The following is a 17,012-nucleotide window of genomic DNA, read 5'->3' as shown; positions in this document are numbered from 1 at the left end:
AAAACGGGGGATTAATTATGCCTTCTATGAATCTAGTTCCAATTACCGGAGTAATCCAGGACATCACAGCATTTGGCGATGACTGCTGCCAGCGGCAGGTCAGCATACGCAATTCTGACGGGATCAGCAACTTTATCGTCGGGCCGGACACGTACGTCATCAATGAAGTACGTCTGCGGCCCGGCATGAATGTGGCCGCCTTCTATGATGCCAGCCTTCCCATACCACTCATATTTCCACCACAATACCAGGCAGTCTTTATTGGACGCCGCAATCCGTACGAGACTATGTATGCAGGCTACTTCGATGACAATCTGGAAGCCCTGGATGGGTCTCTTAAATTGAATGTGGAGCGTTACACGCCAGTCGTGACTTCCAATGGCCAGCCCTTCGAATGCTCTCTCGGAGGAAAGCTGCTAATCGTATACTATTCCACGACAACCAGAAGTATTCCGCCGCAGACCACGCCTCGAAAAATCATCGTAATCTGCTAATCTATATGGATGGTAACAAATCCTTCTTAGCCGAATATACTATAGCATTAGAATTTTAAGGAGGATTATATGAAAAAGCGATTCATTGCTGTATCTCTCGTCATTGCCATGGCAATGACCTCTCTTCTTGCCTGCTCATCCAAGAATGACGCAGAAACCGCATCTTCAGATACGAAGGCAAAGAAAGAAGAGACCAAGAAGGAGCCAACAAAGGTCATCTTAAATGAAGTGGCCCACTCCATCTTCTATGCACCGATGTATGTAGCCATTGAGGAAGGATATTTTGCGGATGAAGGGATCGACCTCGATCTTGTTACAGGATTTGGCGCCGATAAGACCATGACCGCCGTTCTTTCAGGCAGTGCAGACATCGGCTTCATGGGATCTGAAGCATCCATCTACACCTACAACGAGGGTGCCAACGACTACGTCGTCAACTTCGCCCAGCTGACCCAGCGGGCCGGCAACTTCCTGGTAGCCCGGGAAGAGATGCCAGACTTCACCTGGGAAGATATCAAAGGCAAAGATGTTCTTGGCGGCCGCAAAGGCGGCATGCCTGAGATGGTGTTTGAATACATCCTTAACCAGAACAATATCGACCCTGCAAAGGATGTAAATATCGATCAGAGCATTGACTTTGGCTCTACTGCTGCCGCATTCTCGGAAGGGCAGGCTGACTTTACGGTTGAATTATGATGAATACTACACCAGCAGCATAGGAGATTTCATTTACTAAATAGTAACCGCAGTGTTCGTGGCTCAATATTTGATTCTAAGCCCGTTGGTTTTTCCAGCGGGCTTTATTCTTTTAACATTTCTCAGCTTGTCAAAATAATAAGCCGCGAAGTTCTTACGCTTCGTGGCCTTAATAATGCCATTATGATAATCCCAGCAGCTTGCTCCAAGTCTTCTGTCCAACGATTCCATTTGGTACAAGATCGTTGGCTCTCTGATATGCTATTACAGCGTCATAGGTCTCATGGAACGGAGCCCGGCCATAATCGCCATCTACACCACAGCAGAAGCCCAAAGAGTTCAGCCGCTCCTGTACAAGCCTTGTAATATTACCGCTCGCCCCACGTTTTATCAGCGGGCATCCGGCCAGAGTGATCGGGCCGGGAATGCGATCTACTTTTTGTCTTGAAAATTCCTGAGCATTACATTCTGCCTGCAGCCTGCCTACCCATCCTGCAAAGTCAAACCCTGCATTTGGTGTCGGCGCTGGATTTTGTGCAGGAGCGGATGCATTACCCTGTACAGTTTTACCCGCAATGGCGGAAGCAATATCATCACCGCATTTTTCAACGTTCCAATGGCTATAGTCATTCTGATTATCCACGAAGCAGCACTCCACCAGCAATGCTGGCGCTTTCGTCTTTCTAAGGACGTACAGACCAGTCGAATATTTGACTCCTCTGTTAGAAATCCCCAGCGCAGTAGATACATTCTGGCAGATCGCACTCGCGATATTCGCTGTCTTGCCATCATAACACCAGACCTCCACCCCTGTGCCTCCTCCGGCATTCAGGTGGATAGATACGTCCAGATCTACCGAGTGTGCATTGCACTTAGCAACGATGTTTCGGAGGTTCTGGCTTACGTTACAATTGCTGTCATCCGTACAGTCATAGACTACATGGCCCGCTGACTGCAATGCTGAGATTACCCTGTTCTTAACTTTCCTGTCTTCTACTGACTCCTGCAATAATCCTACTGCTCCACTCGCTCCCTGCCCCTGAGGGCAGTGTCCTGCATGTACATTATAAGTTCCCATGTTCTATCTCCTTCCTGTGCGACGTCGCATAAAAAGAGGACGCTGTTACGCGTCCTCTGAATCATTATTCACGATGCTGTCTGCCACCTGCAGACCTTTAGTTAATATGGCTGGAACATTATAGCCAGCTTCTACGAAATTCTCCAAAATAGATCTGATTTCATTGATAATAAGGGATGCTAGGACGAACCAGCCTAATAATGTTGTGATTCCCAGGTTAACCCCTATCGCCTTTCCAATTTCAATAAAGACTGCACCAGCACCGAATGCCACCATTACCATGATCCAGTATCCAAGTTTTTTCAAAACACCTTGCCACCCCTTGACTGAATTCTCTTTCCCGGCCATCCGGCTCTTCATCCAGCCGGTGATCCAATCCGCCACATTAAGCAGTAAAAACGCCACGAACAAAATCCAGTGTTCTCCTAATATGTAAGAAAGCACAGCCACCACTGTCCCAACAATTGCATTGTATCCATCAATGATTGCATCTGCATAATTCATGTTCATTTTATTCATTTACCTCACTTCCTTTACTACCTGGAAGGACCCGCTTTAACACAGGTCCTATTCCATCAATTTTTCTGCCAGTTCTGGCACCTCCAGATCAATCAGGATCTGTTTCACCTGTTCCCTAATCGTATCTGGCACCTGGGCAATGGTCTTTTTGCCCTTCACAATCAGGGTAGCATAGATAACTGCCATCACTTCCACCTCCTTCCGAAAGACTATTTTGGAAATAAAAAACAGGACATCCTTAATCAATGTCCTGAATTCTCTGATCATCTGCATCACCCAGAAGTTGCTGAACTTCTTCCCTAATATTTCCCGGAACCTGATCAATGGTTTTCTCCCCTTTTCGGATTAAGTACGCATATATCTTTGGCATATACGGCATTTACATCACCATCCCTTCATAAATCTCACAAATGGCCATCTGTAGATCAGTGATCTGTGTCACATTTGCTTCAACTGTTTTTTCCATCTCCACTGCCTTCTCTTCCGGAGTTTTTCCAGGCTTATACATTACAATCCCATAAATTCCTCCAGTATACTCTTCTGTTCTATAAAACTCAGTATGACCTTCATACTCTGCAGTAATCTGTCCTCTTTCTTTTACCTGAATCTTCTTGGTCTTTACCGGATCCTCGAAAGCGTGACGTAATTGCGTGGGATCAATTAAGGATAATACTGTCAAATAATCACCTTCGCACCGTACCGCTTGTACGGACAATTCCGATGCGTCATTGAATATAATCTTCAAATCTTCTCCTTTCCGTGCGACGTCGCACATTATACTAAGAGCCGTTTGGCTCCGGGTTAATAAAGTTACTTATTCACTAAATAGAAAAATAACGGCCATGCCACAGATCGCATACTCCAGAACAATAACCTTGCAATACTCCGGCGGTGTCCTTGAGGGAGTCATAAGGGATATCAGTGATATCACCGCTAATGCGTCTGCATATGCCATATCCATTACAATGTTACGTAATGATAGTACCCCATACAGGCAAGTATCCCAACTCACCTACGAAATCCGAAGTGGCAACCTACTTGTAATCCACGCCTGGGGAAGTTTTGTATCCGGTCATATGCTGGCGGTATCTGTGATAATCACCAAGGCTAAGCTATAGATTGGTATAATAAGCAAAATTTACAGCGGCATAAGTGATCGCATTTCCAAATGTGATTTCACACGCTGCACCTTTCACCGTTCCGAAACTATATCCGGCAAGTGCCAGAGAATTAGACAGTCCAACGGCTGAGAATCTTGTAACGTCTGTCGCTGTGTATGGCAGTTCGAACGTCGTGCTTGTACCATTGATTAGTACAAGCCCCTGGACAGTTACCCTGCGCCCCTCGCGATATACCTTAAGATTCTGCGAGATGTCTGTTTTGACATACGTCAATTTTCTATTTAGTTCAGCAAGGCTGCCGCCCAAAACGTTTAGCAGTTTCTTAATTTCCACTACCTGGATCCCGTCCAGATGCACCTCAAACACCGGGCAGTCATCCGTGAGGTCTCCGTCCTGCATATTGCCGTGGATATAGTCAGGCGCTACTGGATTGCTTTCTACCGGCTGCCCCTGGATCACGGTCCATTCCGTCCTTTCCACCTTGGTCTCTGCATTCTGCGTATACCTTGCCACCACAAGGTCGATGCGCTTCATGCTCTGCGATCCGTTTCCAATCGCCACCTCATCATAGGTATTGGGTGCAACCTCGCATATGCAGCCGTGATGGGCCAGCATCCCGCTCCTGATCTTGAGCGCATTGTTTGACTGCAGTTCCGGCTCAAGCAGTTCCCCCTTATTTAATATGTAACTGTTATCTCCTATCACCATTTCAAATATTGCTCTATGCTGCATGCTTGTGACATGCTCGCTTTCGCCTATTCCCGTTATGATCTGCATTTAGTCTTCTCCTTCCAATTGGTATTCAACGCTTACTGTACCATCGTCATCCGTGGTATATATAATATTCGTGATCGGCTTGGCCATATAGACGCCCGTAAGGTAATCGCGCCCACCAAGGATGTCTCCTATATCCGCCGCAAGGCTCAAGGCGGACGTGTTCATCCCGAATTCCTTCCGATTCATGATCTTCAGGAATTCCTCCCGCGCCTTCTCTTCGACCTCTGCCGTCTCCGTGGATGTGTTCTCGTAGATGTATACGCGCTCGTCAATGCCTCTGTAATACTGCTCCCTCCTGATCGAGCCATCCGGCCAGGCATACAGGTGGAATACGTTTCTGCTGGACATCTCTCCCTTTCCGGCAACGATCATGTGGTTATATCCATTACGGATATCGTTCAGCTGGAAGTCCAGACCGCTGTCCTGGGATAATTCTATCTCGCTCGAATAGTCGACTATCTTCACCGCTTTGACCTGGACATATCCTGGCTCCCTGTTGGCCTCTATATACGATATCTGGAGTCGGTGTCCCTTGCTCTTAAGCATCTTCTCGATTCCGCTTAGCAGATCCACGTACCTGTCGAACTGGTAATTGCTGACCGTGACCCCGGTGCTTTCCCTTGATACAGCAAACAGGCCTTCAAATTCGGGCTCTATAAGGCTCTTCAGTACGGCATTCAGTTCCCCTGACACCTTCCTGTAGTCCTGCCCGGCCGGAGGAACTATTGCCTTTCCATTCAGCATGCCCCTCCAGGTCAGGCCGCAGATCTTGATGACATCGAGAGCGGTATCCGTGTACATCCGCCCGATCCGCCCGCCAATCTCTGTCCCGGGGCGGAAGATATACCCGCCATACTCGAATGCAGTGCTCCAGGCGCTCCGATGCACGGACACCTCGAAATCCCTTGTCCCGTTCAGATCTATGTCCAGGCCAACGTTAAGAAGGGAGCCGATCTCCCTTCCGTCTCTTCCGGCAAGTATTAGCATTTCTTCTGCCATGTCGGCTCATTCCTTTCTATGTACGCAGTGATGTCAAACCCGAACGTGCCGCTCCAGTTCACGCTTATCGGCCCGGGGCCGATCGGATCGAACACGCTCTGCTCCATCCTGCGGCTATTATAGAGGTTGGATGTCGTGCTGTTCGAGAGATATTTGGTTATCTTATGCGTCCGCGTGTCCAGTATCAGGTACTCGTTGCCTTCCAGCGTCGTGTAGATCTCATAGGGATAGCCATTTATCAGGATCCTTGGATTTGTAACCGGCCCATATATCGTCAGTGTGAATGGGCAGGAACTGACGTGGTCTATGTGCCACTGCTCCGATCCAATCTCTGTCACCGTATAGTTCCATGGGTAATTGAACGGATAGTTGAAGTTATATCCGGTGCCTGCCTTTCCGCTGACGCTTTTCCTAAAGAACTGCTTCGTCATCTCGGTAACCCAGAATGGATAATCCGATATGATGCCAAGCGTCACTATCGTATACAGCCCCGCCTCCCAGTCATCCTTTTTGACGCGGTTGACATAGCATGACAGGTATTCTCCATTGACATACAGCCTTCCCGGGGTATTGCTCGCGATGTCCACGGATATGATGCTCTCAAAATCATTCATACGGTCCGCAAACTCGTCCTGGCCGCAGAACACGTCCAGCTTGAGCTCCTTCTCAAAGATCTTCCGAGAGAATCCGTATATCTTGCTGCTATAGGTTATCTCGTCCCATTCATAATCATAGATTCCTCCTGTGATCAGCCTGTATGGATACTCCGTCAGGCTGATCTTCTCTTGCTTGCTATTCTGATAATAGCAGATCATACTGTCACCATCCCTTTCACGCTTCTCGCCCGGTCGATCCGCCGCCCGTCAAGCAGCACGGGCCTGTCATCCCTTTCACGGTCAATGCGCTTCTGCCTGCGCTCCCAGTCGTCAAGGATTTCCGTAATGCATGCTGACGGCTGGCTGTACATTCTGCTGGTAGCAGAATTATACAGGCCATTCCCCGCCGCTACTGTTCCCATGGCCGCCTGCCTCTGCAGGCTCGTTAGGGCCGCTTCTGTTCCGGACTCAATTTCGCCTGCCATGCGTCTGACACCCTTCGTTACCATGCCTGCATGCTTCGTAATCCCTACTGCGATCCCGCTGTCAAACATCTTTCCGATCCATGCGCCTACCCTTGAAGGGCTATTGATATCCAGGGTCTGCTGCGCCGCCCTGACTGCCGACTGCGCCACCTTGGCGGCTGCCGATATTACACCGCTCTCGCCGGCAAGTATCCCGCGAGCCAGACCCGCGCTGAACATGCTTCCGGTTTCATGCCCGGCATTCCCCAAGCCATTCGCGGCCAGTTTCGCAGCAGCCATCACCACAGTTACCGCCGTGCGGATAGTTCCGGTACCTGACTTGACTGCATCCGCCAGCGCCTTCGCAAAGTTTGTTCCCTCTGTTTTTGCCTTATCGGGAATCTTTGCGTTTGCCAGCCCTGTGATGGCTGCCTCTGCCGCAGACCTTGCGGCCGCGTTCACCGCAGCCCCTCCGGACGATATCGAGCTTGTCAGGCCCTGCATGGCCTGCATGCCGGCAGCCGAATAGGATCCCCCAAGATCAATGCTTGATATGGATGACTGTGCGGAACTTGCCACCTGGCCGGCGGCAATCGATACTGATCCAGTCTGTGCCGACAGTCCGGAACTTAATCCAAGCCCCGCTTCTGCTCCGGCACCAGAAAAGGCGCTTCCCATATTTGCCAGATCCAGTCCCAGGTTCGCGCTGTTTCCGACACCCTGTGCTGCAGCCGATGCCGACACAGAACTGGCGCTAAGCGTGCTTGCAAGCCCGCTTGCCGCACCACCCGCCTCTGACTGGAAAGCCCCAGGCAGATCCGCTGACTGCAGCCCGGCGCTTGCGTTATTTCCCATATTCATTGCGGCAAGGCTAACGGTTTCCCCGTTCATGTCCAGCGTGGACGCAAAGGATTCTGTTGTCGCATTCGCAACGCTGGCCGCTGACGCCTGGGCATCCGCACTCGTGCTGTCCATTCCGGAAGCATACTTCCTTCCTGCCGCTTTTCCCGACTCCGCCGCTTCGTCCTCGCCATCTGTGAATATCCCCTTGACGGTATCCCACAGGCTAGACCCTATGCTTTTAAGGCCATCCACAATCGCCTCCAGGATCTGCTTGCCAACAGCCAGCCAGTCAACGCTCATTATCCCGTCAACGAATGCCTGGAAGATCTGTGGCGCCATCTCGATCAGCATTGGGATGGCCTCTCCCAGCCCCTGGATAATCGCCACGATCAATTGCACGCCTGACTCTATCAGCGTCGGAAGCATCTGCACGAGCCCCATGATCAATGACAGTATCAGCCGCATGCCTGCCGGGATCAGCATCGGAATTGCCTGTACAAGCCCCTGAGTCAATCCGACGACAAGCTGCAGCGCGCCCTGTATCAGGAGCGGCATATTGCTGATAAGCGAGTCCACGAGGGTCACGATCGCCTGCGCCGCGGCGGGTATCAGCTGCGGAAGCGCCTGCGCGACGCCAGTGGCAAGGGTGACGATTATCTGGATTCCTCCTGTAACGAGTGCCGGCAGATTGGCCGTTATCGCATTCAGCACGTTCATGACCAGCTGCGTCCCCTGCTCTATCAGCCCTGGAAGCGCAGATGTGATGCCATCGCATAGTTTCTTGATAAGCTGTGGGCCTTCCGTGGTGGCTTTCTGCAGCATGTTATTGATGCTGTCGCCGAAATTGCTCTGCAGAAGCCCGAGGCCTGCAAGGAATATCCCTGCCGCACTGGCAATCCCGAATCCTTTCAGCAGCACGCCGCCGAACTGCCCCGCGACACTGGTCATCGTTCCTAGCGCGCTGCTGGTCTTTCCCGCCATCTGAGCAGCGGTGCCGCCTATCTTTCCGACATTCCCTGTCACATCCGACACGACTCCTATCGTATTCTGCGATATGATCCCGCAATTCTTCTTGAATTCTTTGCCGGCTGCCTGCATCGTCTTCCCGGAACCGGACGCGAATCCCCCTATCTTTCCCGTCACATCTGATACGCTGTTCCCTAGGCCGCCAAACACGCCTGCAGTGCCGCCTATGATCCCGCCAATCTTGCTTATCCCGCCGCCCAGTACTGGCAGTACAGCGCCAGCCACGGCCATTGCCAGGATCGCATCCCCGACCTGTTTCAGCTTGTCCGGATTCATCGTGTCGAGCTTGTCCTTTAGAGTTCCAAGGACTCCCCCTACGTTCTCCCATTTCCCTGTAGCCTCGTCAAAGGCCACGTTCGCGCCGACTAGTTTATCCAGCATCCGCCCGATCGCGTCTGTAAAGGTGCTGAATACCGTTGCCACGGATGGCATAATCCCGGCTATGGTGGATATGGCCGCCGTCAGCTGCTGAAGCCGCTGGGTGCTCTCCTCATATCCATCGTCGGTCTCTTTCAGCGTAGGATTGATTCCGATCAGGTTAAGCGCAAATCCGCGGAATCCGGAATTCAGGGAATCCAGGGCACCTGTAAGGGTCTTGCCCTTCATGGCCAGCGACATTCCGGCCATGGCCGAGGTCATTCCGTTTACGCCTTCCGTGCCCATCTCTATCCCGTCGGCCAGCTTGTCCATTGCATCCTTTGCGGGCACAGCCCCTTTCGAGATCATGTCCCGCATCTCGTCCGTTGTCTTTCCGTACTGGTTTCCAAGTATCTTAAGAGCCTGGATCCCGTTATCCGACAGCATGTTCACATCTTCCATGCTGAGTTTTCCGGCAGTCGAAATCTTCGCGAAATTCTCCGCAACATTCGTCAGGTTTTCAGACGTGCCGCCAAATCCGGCCACGGCGTCGGTAATGGCCTGCATGTATTTTGTCGTAGACTGGGCATCGATCCCCATGCCCACCAGTTTCTTGCCCGCGGTCAGGAAGGCCTCCTGTGAGAACGTGGATGCCTTTGCGATTGAAAGCAGGCTGCTATACAGTTCATCTGCAGCCTGCTTTCCTCCCAGCATCTTCTCGAATACGACCATCGTGCTTTCGTAGAGCTTGGTAAAATCTATGGCCGTCTTTCCTGCGGTAGCGCCGACTCCTACAACCGCCGCCGTGACTGGCGTAAACGCCTTTCCTAGCCCGGCCACCCTGCTTCCAACGCCGCTTACCATCTTTCCAATGGATGCTACGCCTTTATTGAAGCCATCGGTATTAATCTTCGTGTCAAATTTCAATGATCCATCTACAGCCATGCTTCTCCACCTTTCCTGATTCGCACGGCTCAACGGCTCACAGATGCTCTGCTATTCTCACTTCTACTTCTCTCTTGCATTTCTTGCACTGGATGTATATCCCGCTGCACTTAGCGGCATTGTCATATATCAGCAATTTCTGCCCGCAGTACGGACAGCGATACCACATGCGCTTTGTCGGAAGGCATATCTTCGTCATCATCCAAAAAACTCCCCTATCTGATAATCATCTGGCCCGGATTTCCGCATAGGAAGCGCGATGCGCTTCTTGATCTCCTTTATCCGCTTTCTTTCTTCCTTATCCTTGATCTCATTAAGGTTGACGCTCCTATAATAGATCCTCTCCTTCGTCTCCGTGTCCTGCGGCAGCCCCTCGAATAGGATCAGGAACTTCCACCAATGCATATATGGCACCTGCTCCAGGTCGATTCCGTAGCAGCGCAGGAAATCGCTGTATATGCAGCGCGCGTCGTGCTCGAAAGAATAGACGGGCTTTCCGCATCCCTGATTCCCTTCTAGGCTCCTGCCGTCAATCTCATACAGTTCTGCGCCTGCAAGGAAGCGTTGAAGGGCATATACTCCATCGGTCACGCTGCTTGGCGGATCTATATACCAGTCCAGCACCATATCCAGCACCTTCCCATTCAGGCGGCCTGCCATTCCCAGCAGTTCGGAGAGTTTGATCCATTCCCGAAAATCCGTCACGATACGGCACCGCCTTCCTCTGACTTCCACATAGTCAGGAAACTTTTCATATAAGGGATTCATAGGGATCACCTGTTATGGCTCTGGCCTTTCGGGCTGCTCCGCCTTTGCTGCCTGTTCCGGTTCACATAGTATTTGCTGTAGCTGTCGTCCATCCGTCTGCCCTCCTGCTCTCCAAACCTGGAAAATGATTCTGCTGACTGGATCGCCAGTTCCAGGCTGGCTCTTCCTTCGTACATCTTCTCGCTGGTTCCCGGACCGAATATATGGTCAAAGAACTGGGCAAAGCAGCCTACCTGGGCGCGGATGATATCGCTTTTCTTTCCCACCTTCGGGATTTCCATGCTCCTGTCTGCCAGTTCCTTCTGCGCCTCTTCCAGCGCATCCATGAAATCCGCATCCGTAAAATCTACTTCTGCCTCAAATTTTCCAAACTTCCAACGGCTCATAGGCTCTCCTCCTTGATTATCTGTTCATTGTCTTCTTCTACTACGGTATCTGCATTATCCTCTTGCTGGGAGGATGCTTCGCCCCTGTCCTTCATGCTGTAGGAGCAGCCCCCTGTCCTTCATGCTGTAGGAGCAGCCCCCTGTGCAAAGGTGCATGTCTGCCAGCCATCTGTCGTGGTCGCGGTGCCCTGGGCGATCTCTCCGGCCGCCTTTAAGGTTCCGGAATAGATCAGGGCATCCGTGCCGTCGCCAGACGCATCCGGGATAACGCTGTAGGTCCTCAGCCTGGCCTTGCATGCCTTATTATCGGCCCCGGTCGGCTCGAACAGGTCTACCGTAAGTATTTCTACCTGGGCATCCGTTCCCACGATCTCGTCATCCGCGATCTCTGCCAGTTTTGTATGCACGGCATTTCCCGTATGCCTGTCAAACTCGTATTCCACGCCTGTGGCATAGCCCACCACGTCCGTCCTCTCTGTTGCCTCGTCAATATACTGCCGGCTGTATTCCTTTGATTCCTTCGACTCCGACATGGATGTAAAGCCCGTCATCCTCACGAACTTGTCAGCCTCCGTCTTCATGAATGATAGCCGTTTATGCCGTCCTACTAGTTTCTGATCATTTGCCATAATTTTCTTCCTCTCTTTCTATTTATTCATAAATTAGCCTGCATTGTAGCTGGTATCTGCCGAACTCCGTATCCATGGAAAATAGGAATCCGCTTAGCAGAACATCTACCCGTATCGGAGCATGCCCATCAAGCTCAGGCAGGACATCGTTCATATTGTTCTGCTCCACCCATTCCTCGAAATACTGGTAGAACCCGCTGTTCTCTATTCCAGTCCGCGCATCCCCGTCATAGGCTTCCTTTGATGTCAGGGAGAACTGGAACTGCCTTATGCACTTCCCGTCTGTATATCTCTTGTAGATGGGATCCCCGCCTATCGGATCAATCGAGTATGCCATCTCGTCCGGGAGATAATCGATGTTTACCTTCCCGTCTTTTAAGAACGGGCAGGCAAGCACGTACTCGCGGATGCTTGCGATAATCGGCTTATTTTTTTCCTGCTGCAATCATCATCGCTCCTTTCAGTATTGGCTCCTTATGGCTCGCCTTCATGCGCTCGAACCATTTTGCCTTCGTCTTGTGCTTATAGTACTGATGTCTGGCATAAGGGGCCAGGTATTCAATCTCGCCGCTTCCGATCACGGTCCCCAGCGTGCCGGACTTGATCAGCATCCCCGTCCGTCTCGGCGTCAGCGGATTCATGCACCGCAGGCATTCGCTGTCGACAAACGCCTGCGCACGATTGAAGCACGCTTCCTTTTCCGGCGCGAATCCCGAATTCCACTTGAGCTGCACTGTGGTTGTCCCGCCCTGGGTGCTCATAGAAATTATGCTGCCTCTTGGCGTATTGATCTTCAGATGTGATGCCATCTCTACTCGCCCCCAATCCTCCAATGCGGAAGGCCGCCAAAACGGTTGTCTGACCAGGACGTGATCTTGCAGTGCTGCCTATGCGTCTTCGAAAGGTCAGCCGGCCTCTCGATTTCCAGATCGCATTTGCCGATCACGACATAATCCCCGTCCTGCAGGGTCCAGATCCCCGCTGTGCTATCCGCAGAAGCGTATTCGTCCTCTGGGGCATACTGGCTGTCACATTCGGCATCTTCCGGAATGCGGATTTTATAGACGTCCGCGCTGTTCAGGCCCGAATCCCCGACAGACACCTTATTATCCACATAAAAATGCACGCCGTGGATGACGGTCCTGCGCCATTCATCCAGGCGCGTGGCTTTGTCGTATATGTGGTTATAGATGGTAATGTCTGCATTTGTCAGCATTCCCCCACCCCCAGGTACATGTATTCTGTATCCCCCAGATATACCTTCGCAATGCCATACAGCAGGCTATCAAGTGACTGGCTTGTATCATAGGATACGGAATAGCCGTCATTATTCTCGGATATCTTTCCGTCCCGCTTGTCATGCTTATACAGGCACTCTGCCATCTCGCAGACTGCAGTTTTGGCTTCATTTGGCCAGGAGCCCGGAAGCCTTCCGAAGGTATAGCCGTCAAGCCTCGCCTCCACCCTGACTGCAATGGGTTTCCAGGAGGGCTCTTGTATCAGATGCCCTCCATAGGAATCCTTGTAATAATCATAGGTTACCATCAGCATGCCTCATCACCTCCTAGGCAGTGGCTTTCACCGTATGTGCATAGATGCCTTCTTTCTTATTGTCCTTGCACTCCGCAATCCCGACCGTACGGTATCCGAATTTCCATGCATCCGCATCCTGATTCTGCTCCGGCGTGATGATCTTAGACACCGTGTGCTTCTGGTACTGGATTGCAGCCTGCTTGTCAACGATCAGGAAATTCATTGCGAGCGCCCCTGCTGCCTTGGAGAATCCGCCTTCTCCAGATGCTGTCAGCGCAATCTTATTATAGAATCTTCCGCTCGGAACCTTAACGATTCCGGCAAACCCTTCGATTGCCTTCTTGGAAGCCGTGGTGTCGAGATCTTCGATCAGGCCGTATACTGTCGGGTTGATAAACAGATAGCAGGTTGCAAGGTTCGCCTCCGCGTTCTCGATCTCTCCTCTTGCTGTTCTCAGGGCGGCGAGTGCGGCCTTCCCGTCAGCCAGATCCGCAGAAGCGGTCTTAATACCACTGATCTGGGCGTATCCCGCAAGCCGGTATGCATCCAGTTCCGGGGCTACCTTGGTCCGTAAGAACTCGCCTGATAGGCGTCCAAATGCGATTCCTGCAGACTCGATATTATCCATAGCGTCAATAGTAAACATGCGTCCCCTGTCGTATCCGCACTTCTTGGTCTCGTATTCCAGGGTTACATCGCCGGGAACGTAACCGGACTGCCTATTATAGTCTGCCAGCCCCTGCATAGACATCTTAGGGATCAGGATCTCGTTTGCGTTTGCCCCTTCCTGGACAAGATCGTTTGGGCCATCCAGGACCGAGGTCAGGGATGCGAGCTTGTATACCTCATCCAGCATTGTGGAATACTGCTTTCTTAATTCGATTGTATTTGCCATAACTTAATTACCTCTCTTATTCTTTCTTCGCCGGAAGTCCCATAGCCATACGGACTGCTGACATGTCGTCTCCCATTCCCTGGATTTCCGTTCCGCCTGTGCTTCCTACCGGGTTGTTGATTGGTTCATTTGCTCCAAATAGATAGGCATCGGATTCCTTTGCGGTCTCCAATGCTTTTTTGATGTCTTCCGTCTGATCCTTAGATGCTTTCAAAGTTTCTACGTCCAGAAGCGCCATTACCGCTTTCTCATTGCGCCCGCCCGCTTCTTTGATCGCCTTCGTAAGCATGTCTGTGAAAGCCCTGTCTGCTTCTCTTTGTGCATACTCGTCATCCTTCTTCTTCAGGTCATCCTGCAGTCTCATTATCTCGCTCTGAAGTCCTTCAGGATCCACGCCCTCGAACTTTTTCAGTTCGCCGGATACAGTGTCGTACTGGGACTTATAGTTGTCCCTCTGTTCTACCGCCTTGTCGTACTCTGCTTTTGTCCGGTAATTTTCTTTCCATGCCTTATCAAACTCCGCCTTTTTCTCTTCTGAAAGTTCAAGACCAAACTCCTTCATAATCTCATAAATATTTTTCATTGTTTCATTCCTCCTGAAATAGTTTATTGACCGCTCTTTCAGCGGTATGGGATATAGCACGTTAGACCTCGCGCCGGGTAGTTGTCCAGTTTATAGCCTTGTGGCAGGGCATAAAAAAACAGGACGCATAACCCCGCGCCCAAAGGGAGAAATATGGATCACCGCCTTTCTACTGATAGCCCGTTATCATCAAAGCATATCGTATCTCCGATTTTCGCCATCTGGCCATCGATTCTCACCCCTTTCAGAAAACTGTAGCCGTCTAAGATGCTGTAAACAAATTTAATTGTCTTATAGTTAATGCGGACCGCCAGCCAATCAGGAGCCAGCCTATCCGCATCTTCTGTTACCTTATATCTTTCCATCGCCGCCACCTCAAAAAGAGCATAAAAATACCACTCGCGCCGCAGCACGAATGGCATTTATAGGACTTTTTCAATATCATCAATCGTGATATCGATTGTCTCCCAGTCTTTGGGGGAACTCCCGACATCCGCAATAAATACTTTGTTCTCAAAGGCTTCCATGATAGACGCCTTCCTTCCGTCTTTCAAAAGCACGGTATCAAATTCCTTAACCTCCATTTTACTTCACCTCTTTAATGTAAGCGCTTGACATTGATGTAGAGCCGTCCGGCCTATGCAGCCACCCAACAACGACATTTGCAGGCATTGCGCTCTTTCCGTAAATAATCATTTTCTGCTCGTACCTATCGCCATACCCATTGTTGCCTTTGTAGACTGCCGGATACTTTGATGCCCTTTGCCTTATTTCGTCCCGCAGCTCCTTCCAGTTTTTTTCTGAGTAGCCCAGCCGGGAAGAAAATGCTTTGCCTTTTGCCAGGCCTTCCGCATGATCGCCGCCGAATAGATACCTTGTAAATTTCCCATCTGGAAGGACTGCCCCCTCTGCATGGGGGAGTTTTAGTCCCGGATGCTCAATTAACTCATTACGTCTTTGATAATCGAGTTTCATAAATTTCCATCTCTCATTATCATTATATTTATTCTGTCCAAACTGCGCAAGGGAACCTGCATCTTTTCCAATGATTTTCTTGTATCTTTCATACTGCTTGATATCCCTTCCGGCGTTCTGTATCATCTGCGGAGGGAACATCCTCATGGCTTTCATGCTTTCTGGCGCTACTCTTCCTCGCATATCGTAATAGATGCGCTCTCGCTCCTGCTGGAGATTCATCTTCCGTGAAAACCTTCCATATTCATCCAGCTGGGCCTGATACTTGCACCTGGCCAGCATGGTCTCATCCGGATCCGCGCCACCCTCCTTAAGCAGCGCTACCTTCTCGCGCTGCGCCCGCATGGCCGTTTCCATCTGCCGCTGCTGCTGCTTCGCCTCATAGACGGTGTACTTCCTCCCCATCCATTCCTTAGGCGTATTCTCTTTCCGGTTCTGCTCTTCCAGCCATGCGTCCGACCAGTTTCGTTCAGAAATGCCCGGGAAGAACGGATAGTACTCATGGTAGCAGTTCGCTCCAAGGAGTCCTGTCACGGTCCCAAGGCCGCAGACCGTTACCAGTTGATCTCTTGTCCAGACTCTCCCCTGCCAGGCCTGATGCGCTGGACGCGCCCCGGAATGCCAGGCAACCTCATAGTACTCTGCGCCAAGCCTCTCGGCGTTCATATTCGAGATATGGCCTGTCAACTTGGCAACTCCTGCCATGATCGCTCTTCTCGCAGCCACATTGATTCTGGTGGCATGCCCTGAAGCATAATCAATCTGCCTCAATCCGCTGTTGGTCAGCTGCGTAACTACCCGGCGCAGGACGCTGTTATAGTCGAAAGCGCCTGACACGATATCCATGCAGGCAGCATCCAGGTACTTCTGATATACTTCCGCAAGAGGCGTAAGGATCCTTCTTCCATTCCCATAGTCCAGATAGAATCCGAGTGATCGCGTAATATTGTCCAGATCCTCGCCGCTTTGCCGGATGAGGGCCTCCGTGATCTGCTGCAGCTGCTTATTCTTCTCGTAAGGAATGAACTCTGCATTAATCTGCTCGTAGATATCCTTGCTGCGGACGTATTCCCAGTCAATGACCCTGTCATACAGTTCGAACATCTCCGGGTAGGACGCATCCAGCGCCTCTTTCAGCATCTTCTCGATATCCTCCGAAGAGTTCCCAAGTATCCTCAGCCTGTTGATCTGCCAGTCTGCCGTGCTCGTAATCTTTCCGGTCTGGCGTATCCTCCTGACGATATCCTGCATAATCCGCACTTCCAGGTCCGAATACGCCCCTTCTATCTTCCTGGACAGTTGCTCTCTATAATCCCCGTTCAACGTCT

The 17,012-nt window shown here is 51.0% G+C and carries 23 protein-coding genes and 1 pseudogene; 2 read left to right on the top strand and 22 right to left on the bottom strand.

Going from position 1 to position 17,012, the window contains the following annotated elements; all coding sequences use genetic code 11:
- The first annotated feature begins 17 nt into the window (after positions 1-17).
- Complete coding sequence (locus K0036_RS07340) at positions 18-494, top strand: hypothetical protein (protein WP_025644038.1); 477 nt, start codon at positions 18-20, stop codon at positions 492-494.
- A gap of 69 nt (positions 495-563) precedes the next feature.
- Positions 564-1,184 (top strand): annotated as a pseudogene (locus K0036_RS07335) (ABC transporter substrate-binding protein); the annotation flags it as partial.
- Positions 1,185-1,371: 187 nt separating this feature from the next.
- Here the strand turns inward: K0036_RS07335 and K0036_RS07330 are convergent.
- The 22 genes from K0036_RS07330 to K0036_RS07230 form a co-directional block, all read right to left on the bottom strand.
- Positions 1,372-2,268 carry an N-acetylmuramoyl-L-alanine amidase gene (locus K0036_RS07330; protein ID WP_009249257.1) on the bottom strand — a complete coding sequence of 299 codons (897 nt, stop codon included), beginning with the start codon at positions 2,266-2,268 and terminating at the stop codon, positions 1,372-1,374.
- Between the two features lie 45 nt (positions 2,269-2,313).
- Positions 2,314-2,787, bottom strand: a complete 474-nt coding sequence (locus tag K0036_RS07325) for a phage holin family protein (RefSeq protein ID WP_009249258.1) — start codon at positions 2,785-2,787, stop codon at positions 2,314-2,316.
- Between the two features lie 48 nt (positions 2,788-2,835).
- The gene (locus tag K0036_RS19560; protein ID WP_230104837.1) at positions 2,836-2,973 is read right to left on the bottom strand and encodes a CD1375 family protein; all 138 of its coding nucleotides are present in this window, start codon (positions 2,971-2,973) and stop codon (positions 2,836-2,838) included.
- A gap of 52 nt (positions 2,974-3,025) precedes the next feature.
- Positions 3,026-3,157: a CD1375 family protein gene (locus K0036_RS19555; RefSeq protein ID WP_259283436.1), complete on the bottom strand. Its 132-nt coding sequence runs from the start codon at positions 3,155-3,157 to the stop codon at positions 3,026-3,028.
- A gap of 9 nt (positions 3,158-3,166) precedes the next feature.
- On the bottom strand, positions 3,167-3,532 hold the full coding sequence (locus K0036_RS07315) for a hypothetical protein (protein WP_009249260.1): 366 nt from the start codon (positions 3,530-3,532) through the stop codon (positions 3,167-3,169).
- A 367-nt stretch (positions 3,533-3,899) separates the two neighbouring features.
- On the bottom strand, positions 3,900-4,685 hold the full coding sequence (locus tag K0036_RS07310) for a hypothetical protein (protein ID WP_220431055.1): 786 nt from the start codon (positions 4,683-4,685) through the stop codon (positions 3,900-3,902).
- On the bottom strand, positions 4,686-5,684 hold the full coding sequence (locus K0036_RS07305; protein ID WP_009249262.1) for a Gp37-like protein: 999 nt from the start codon (positions 5,682-5,684) through the stop codon (positions 4,686-4,688).
- The gene (locus tag K0036_RS07300) at positions 5,666-6,499 is read right to left on the bottom strand and encodes a hypothetical protein (protein ID WP_009249263.1); all 834 of its coding nucleotides are present in this window, start codon (positions 6,497-6,499) and stop codon (positions 5,666-5,668) included. Before K0036_RS07300 ends, K0036_RS07305 begins: the two co-directional genes overlap by 19 nt.
- Complete coding sequence (locus tag K0036_RS07295) at positions 6,496-9,915, bottom strand: tape measure protein (RefSeq protein ID WP_009249264.1); 3,420 nt, start codon at positions 9,913-9,915, stop codon at positions 6,496-6,498. Before K0036_RS07295 ends, K0036_RS07300 begins: the two co-directional genes overlap by 4 nt.
- A 37-nt stretch (positions 9,916-9,952) precedes the next feature.
- Positions 9,953-10,117, bottom strand: a complete 165-nt coding sequence (locus K0036_RS07290; RefSeq protein ID WP_009249265.1) for a hypothetical protein — start codon at positions 10,115-10,117, stop codon at positions 9,953-9,955.
- Positions 10,114-10,683, bottom strand: coding sequence for a Gp15 family bacteriophage protein (locus tag K0036_RS07285; protein ID WP_009249266.1), 570 nt, complete (start codon positions 10,681-10,683; stop codon positions 10,114-10,116). The genes K0036_RS07290 and K0036_RS07285 overlap by 4 nt, the downstream gene beginning before the upstream one ends.
- Before the next feature lie 5 nt (positions 10,684-10,688).
- A complete protein-coding gene (locus K0036_RS07280; RefSeq protein ID WP_009249267.1) occupies positions 10,689-11,069 on the bottom strand; it encodes a DUF6673 family protein in 381 nt (126 codons plus the stop codon).
- A gap of 119 nt (positions 11,070-11,188) precedes the next feature.
- The gene (locus K0036_RS07275; protein WP_009249268.1) at positions 11,189-11,698 is read right to left on the bottom strand and encodes a hypothetical protein; all 510 of its coding nucleotides are present in this window, start codon (positions 11,696-11,698) and stop codon (positions 11,189-11,191) included.
- Between the two features lie 22 nt (positions 11,699-11,720).
- Positions 11,721-12,143, bottom strand: a complete 423-nt coding sequence (locus tag K0036_RS07270) for a hypothetical protein (RefSeq protein ID WP_208061866.1) — start codon at positions 12,141-12,143, stop codon at positions 11,721-11,723.
- Positions 12,124-12,507, bottom strand: a complete 384-nt coding sequence (locus K0036_RS07265) for a hypothetical protein (protein ID WP_208061864.1) — start codon at positions 12,505-12,507, stop codon at positions 12,124-12,126. The genes K0036_RS07270 and K0036_RS07265 overlap by 20 nt, the downstream gene beginning before the upstream one ends.
- Positions 12,508-12,509: 2 nt before the next feature.
- Positions 12,510-12,914 (bottom strand): DUF6751 family protein, encoded by a 405-nt coding sequence (locus K0036_RS07260; RefSeq protein WP_220431054.1) that lies wholly within the window; start codon positions 12,912-12,914, stop codon positions 12,510-12,512.
- Positions 12,908-13,249, bottom strand: a complete 342-nt coding sequence (locus K0036_RS07255) for a hypothetical protein (RefSeq protein WP_009249271.1) — start codon at positions 13,247-13,249, stop codon at positions 12,908-12,910. Before K0036_RS07255 ends, K0036_RS07260 begins: the two co-directional genes overlap by 7 nt.
- Before the next feature lie 13 nt (positions 13,250-13,262).
- Complete coding sequence (locus K0036_RS07250) at positions 13,263-14,126, bottom strand: hypothetical protein (RefSeq protein WP_009249272.1); 864 nt, start codon at positions 14,124-14,126, stop codon at positions 13,263-13,265.
- Between the two features lie 16 nt (positions 14,127-14,142).
- The gene (locus K0036_RS07245; protein ID WP_009249273.1) at positions 14,143-14,709 is read right to left on the bottom strand and encodes a phage scaffolding protein; all 567 of its coding nucleotides are present in this window, start codon (positions 14,707-14,709) and stop codon (positions 14,143-14,145) included.
- Positions 14,710-14,867: 158 nt separating this feature from the next.
- Complete coding sequence (locus K0036_RS07240) at positions 14,868-15,074, bottom strand: hypothetical protein (protein WP_156786799.1); 207 nt, start codon at positions 15,072-15,074, stop codon at positions 14,868-14,870.
- A 57-nt stretch (positions 15,075-15,131) separates the two neighbouring features.
- Positions 15,132-15,293 (bottom strand): hypothetical protein, encoded by a 162-nt coding sequence (locus tag K0036_RS07235; RefSeq protein WP_009249275.1) that lies wholly within the window; start codon positions 15,291-15,293, stop codon positions 15,132-15,134.
- 1 nt (position 15,294) lies between these two features.
- Complete coding sequence (locus K0036_RS07230) at positions 15,295-17,007, bottom strand: phage minor capsid protein (RefSeq protein WP_009249276.1); 1,713 nt, start codon at positions 17,005-17,007, stop codon at positions 15,295-15,297.
- Between the last annotated feature and the right edge of the window lie 5 nt (positions 17,008-17,012).

Origin of the sequence: [Clostridium] scindens (assembly GCF_019597925.1) — a bacterium.
Lineage (GTDB): Bacteria > Bacillota > Clostridia > Lachnospirales > Lachnospiraceae > Clostridium_AP.
The sequence above is the reverse complement of the archived record's forward strand: the minus strand, read 5'-3'. Positions and strand labels throughout refer to the sequence as shown.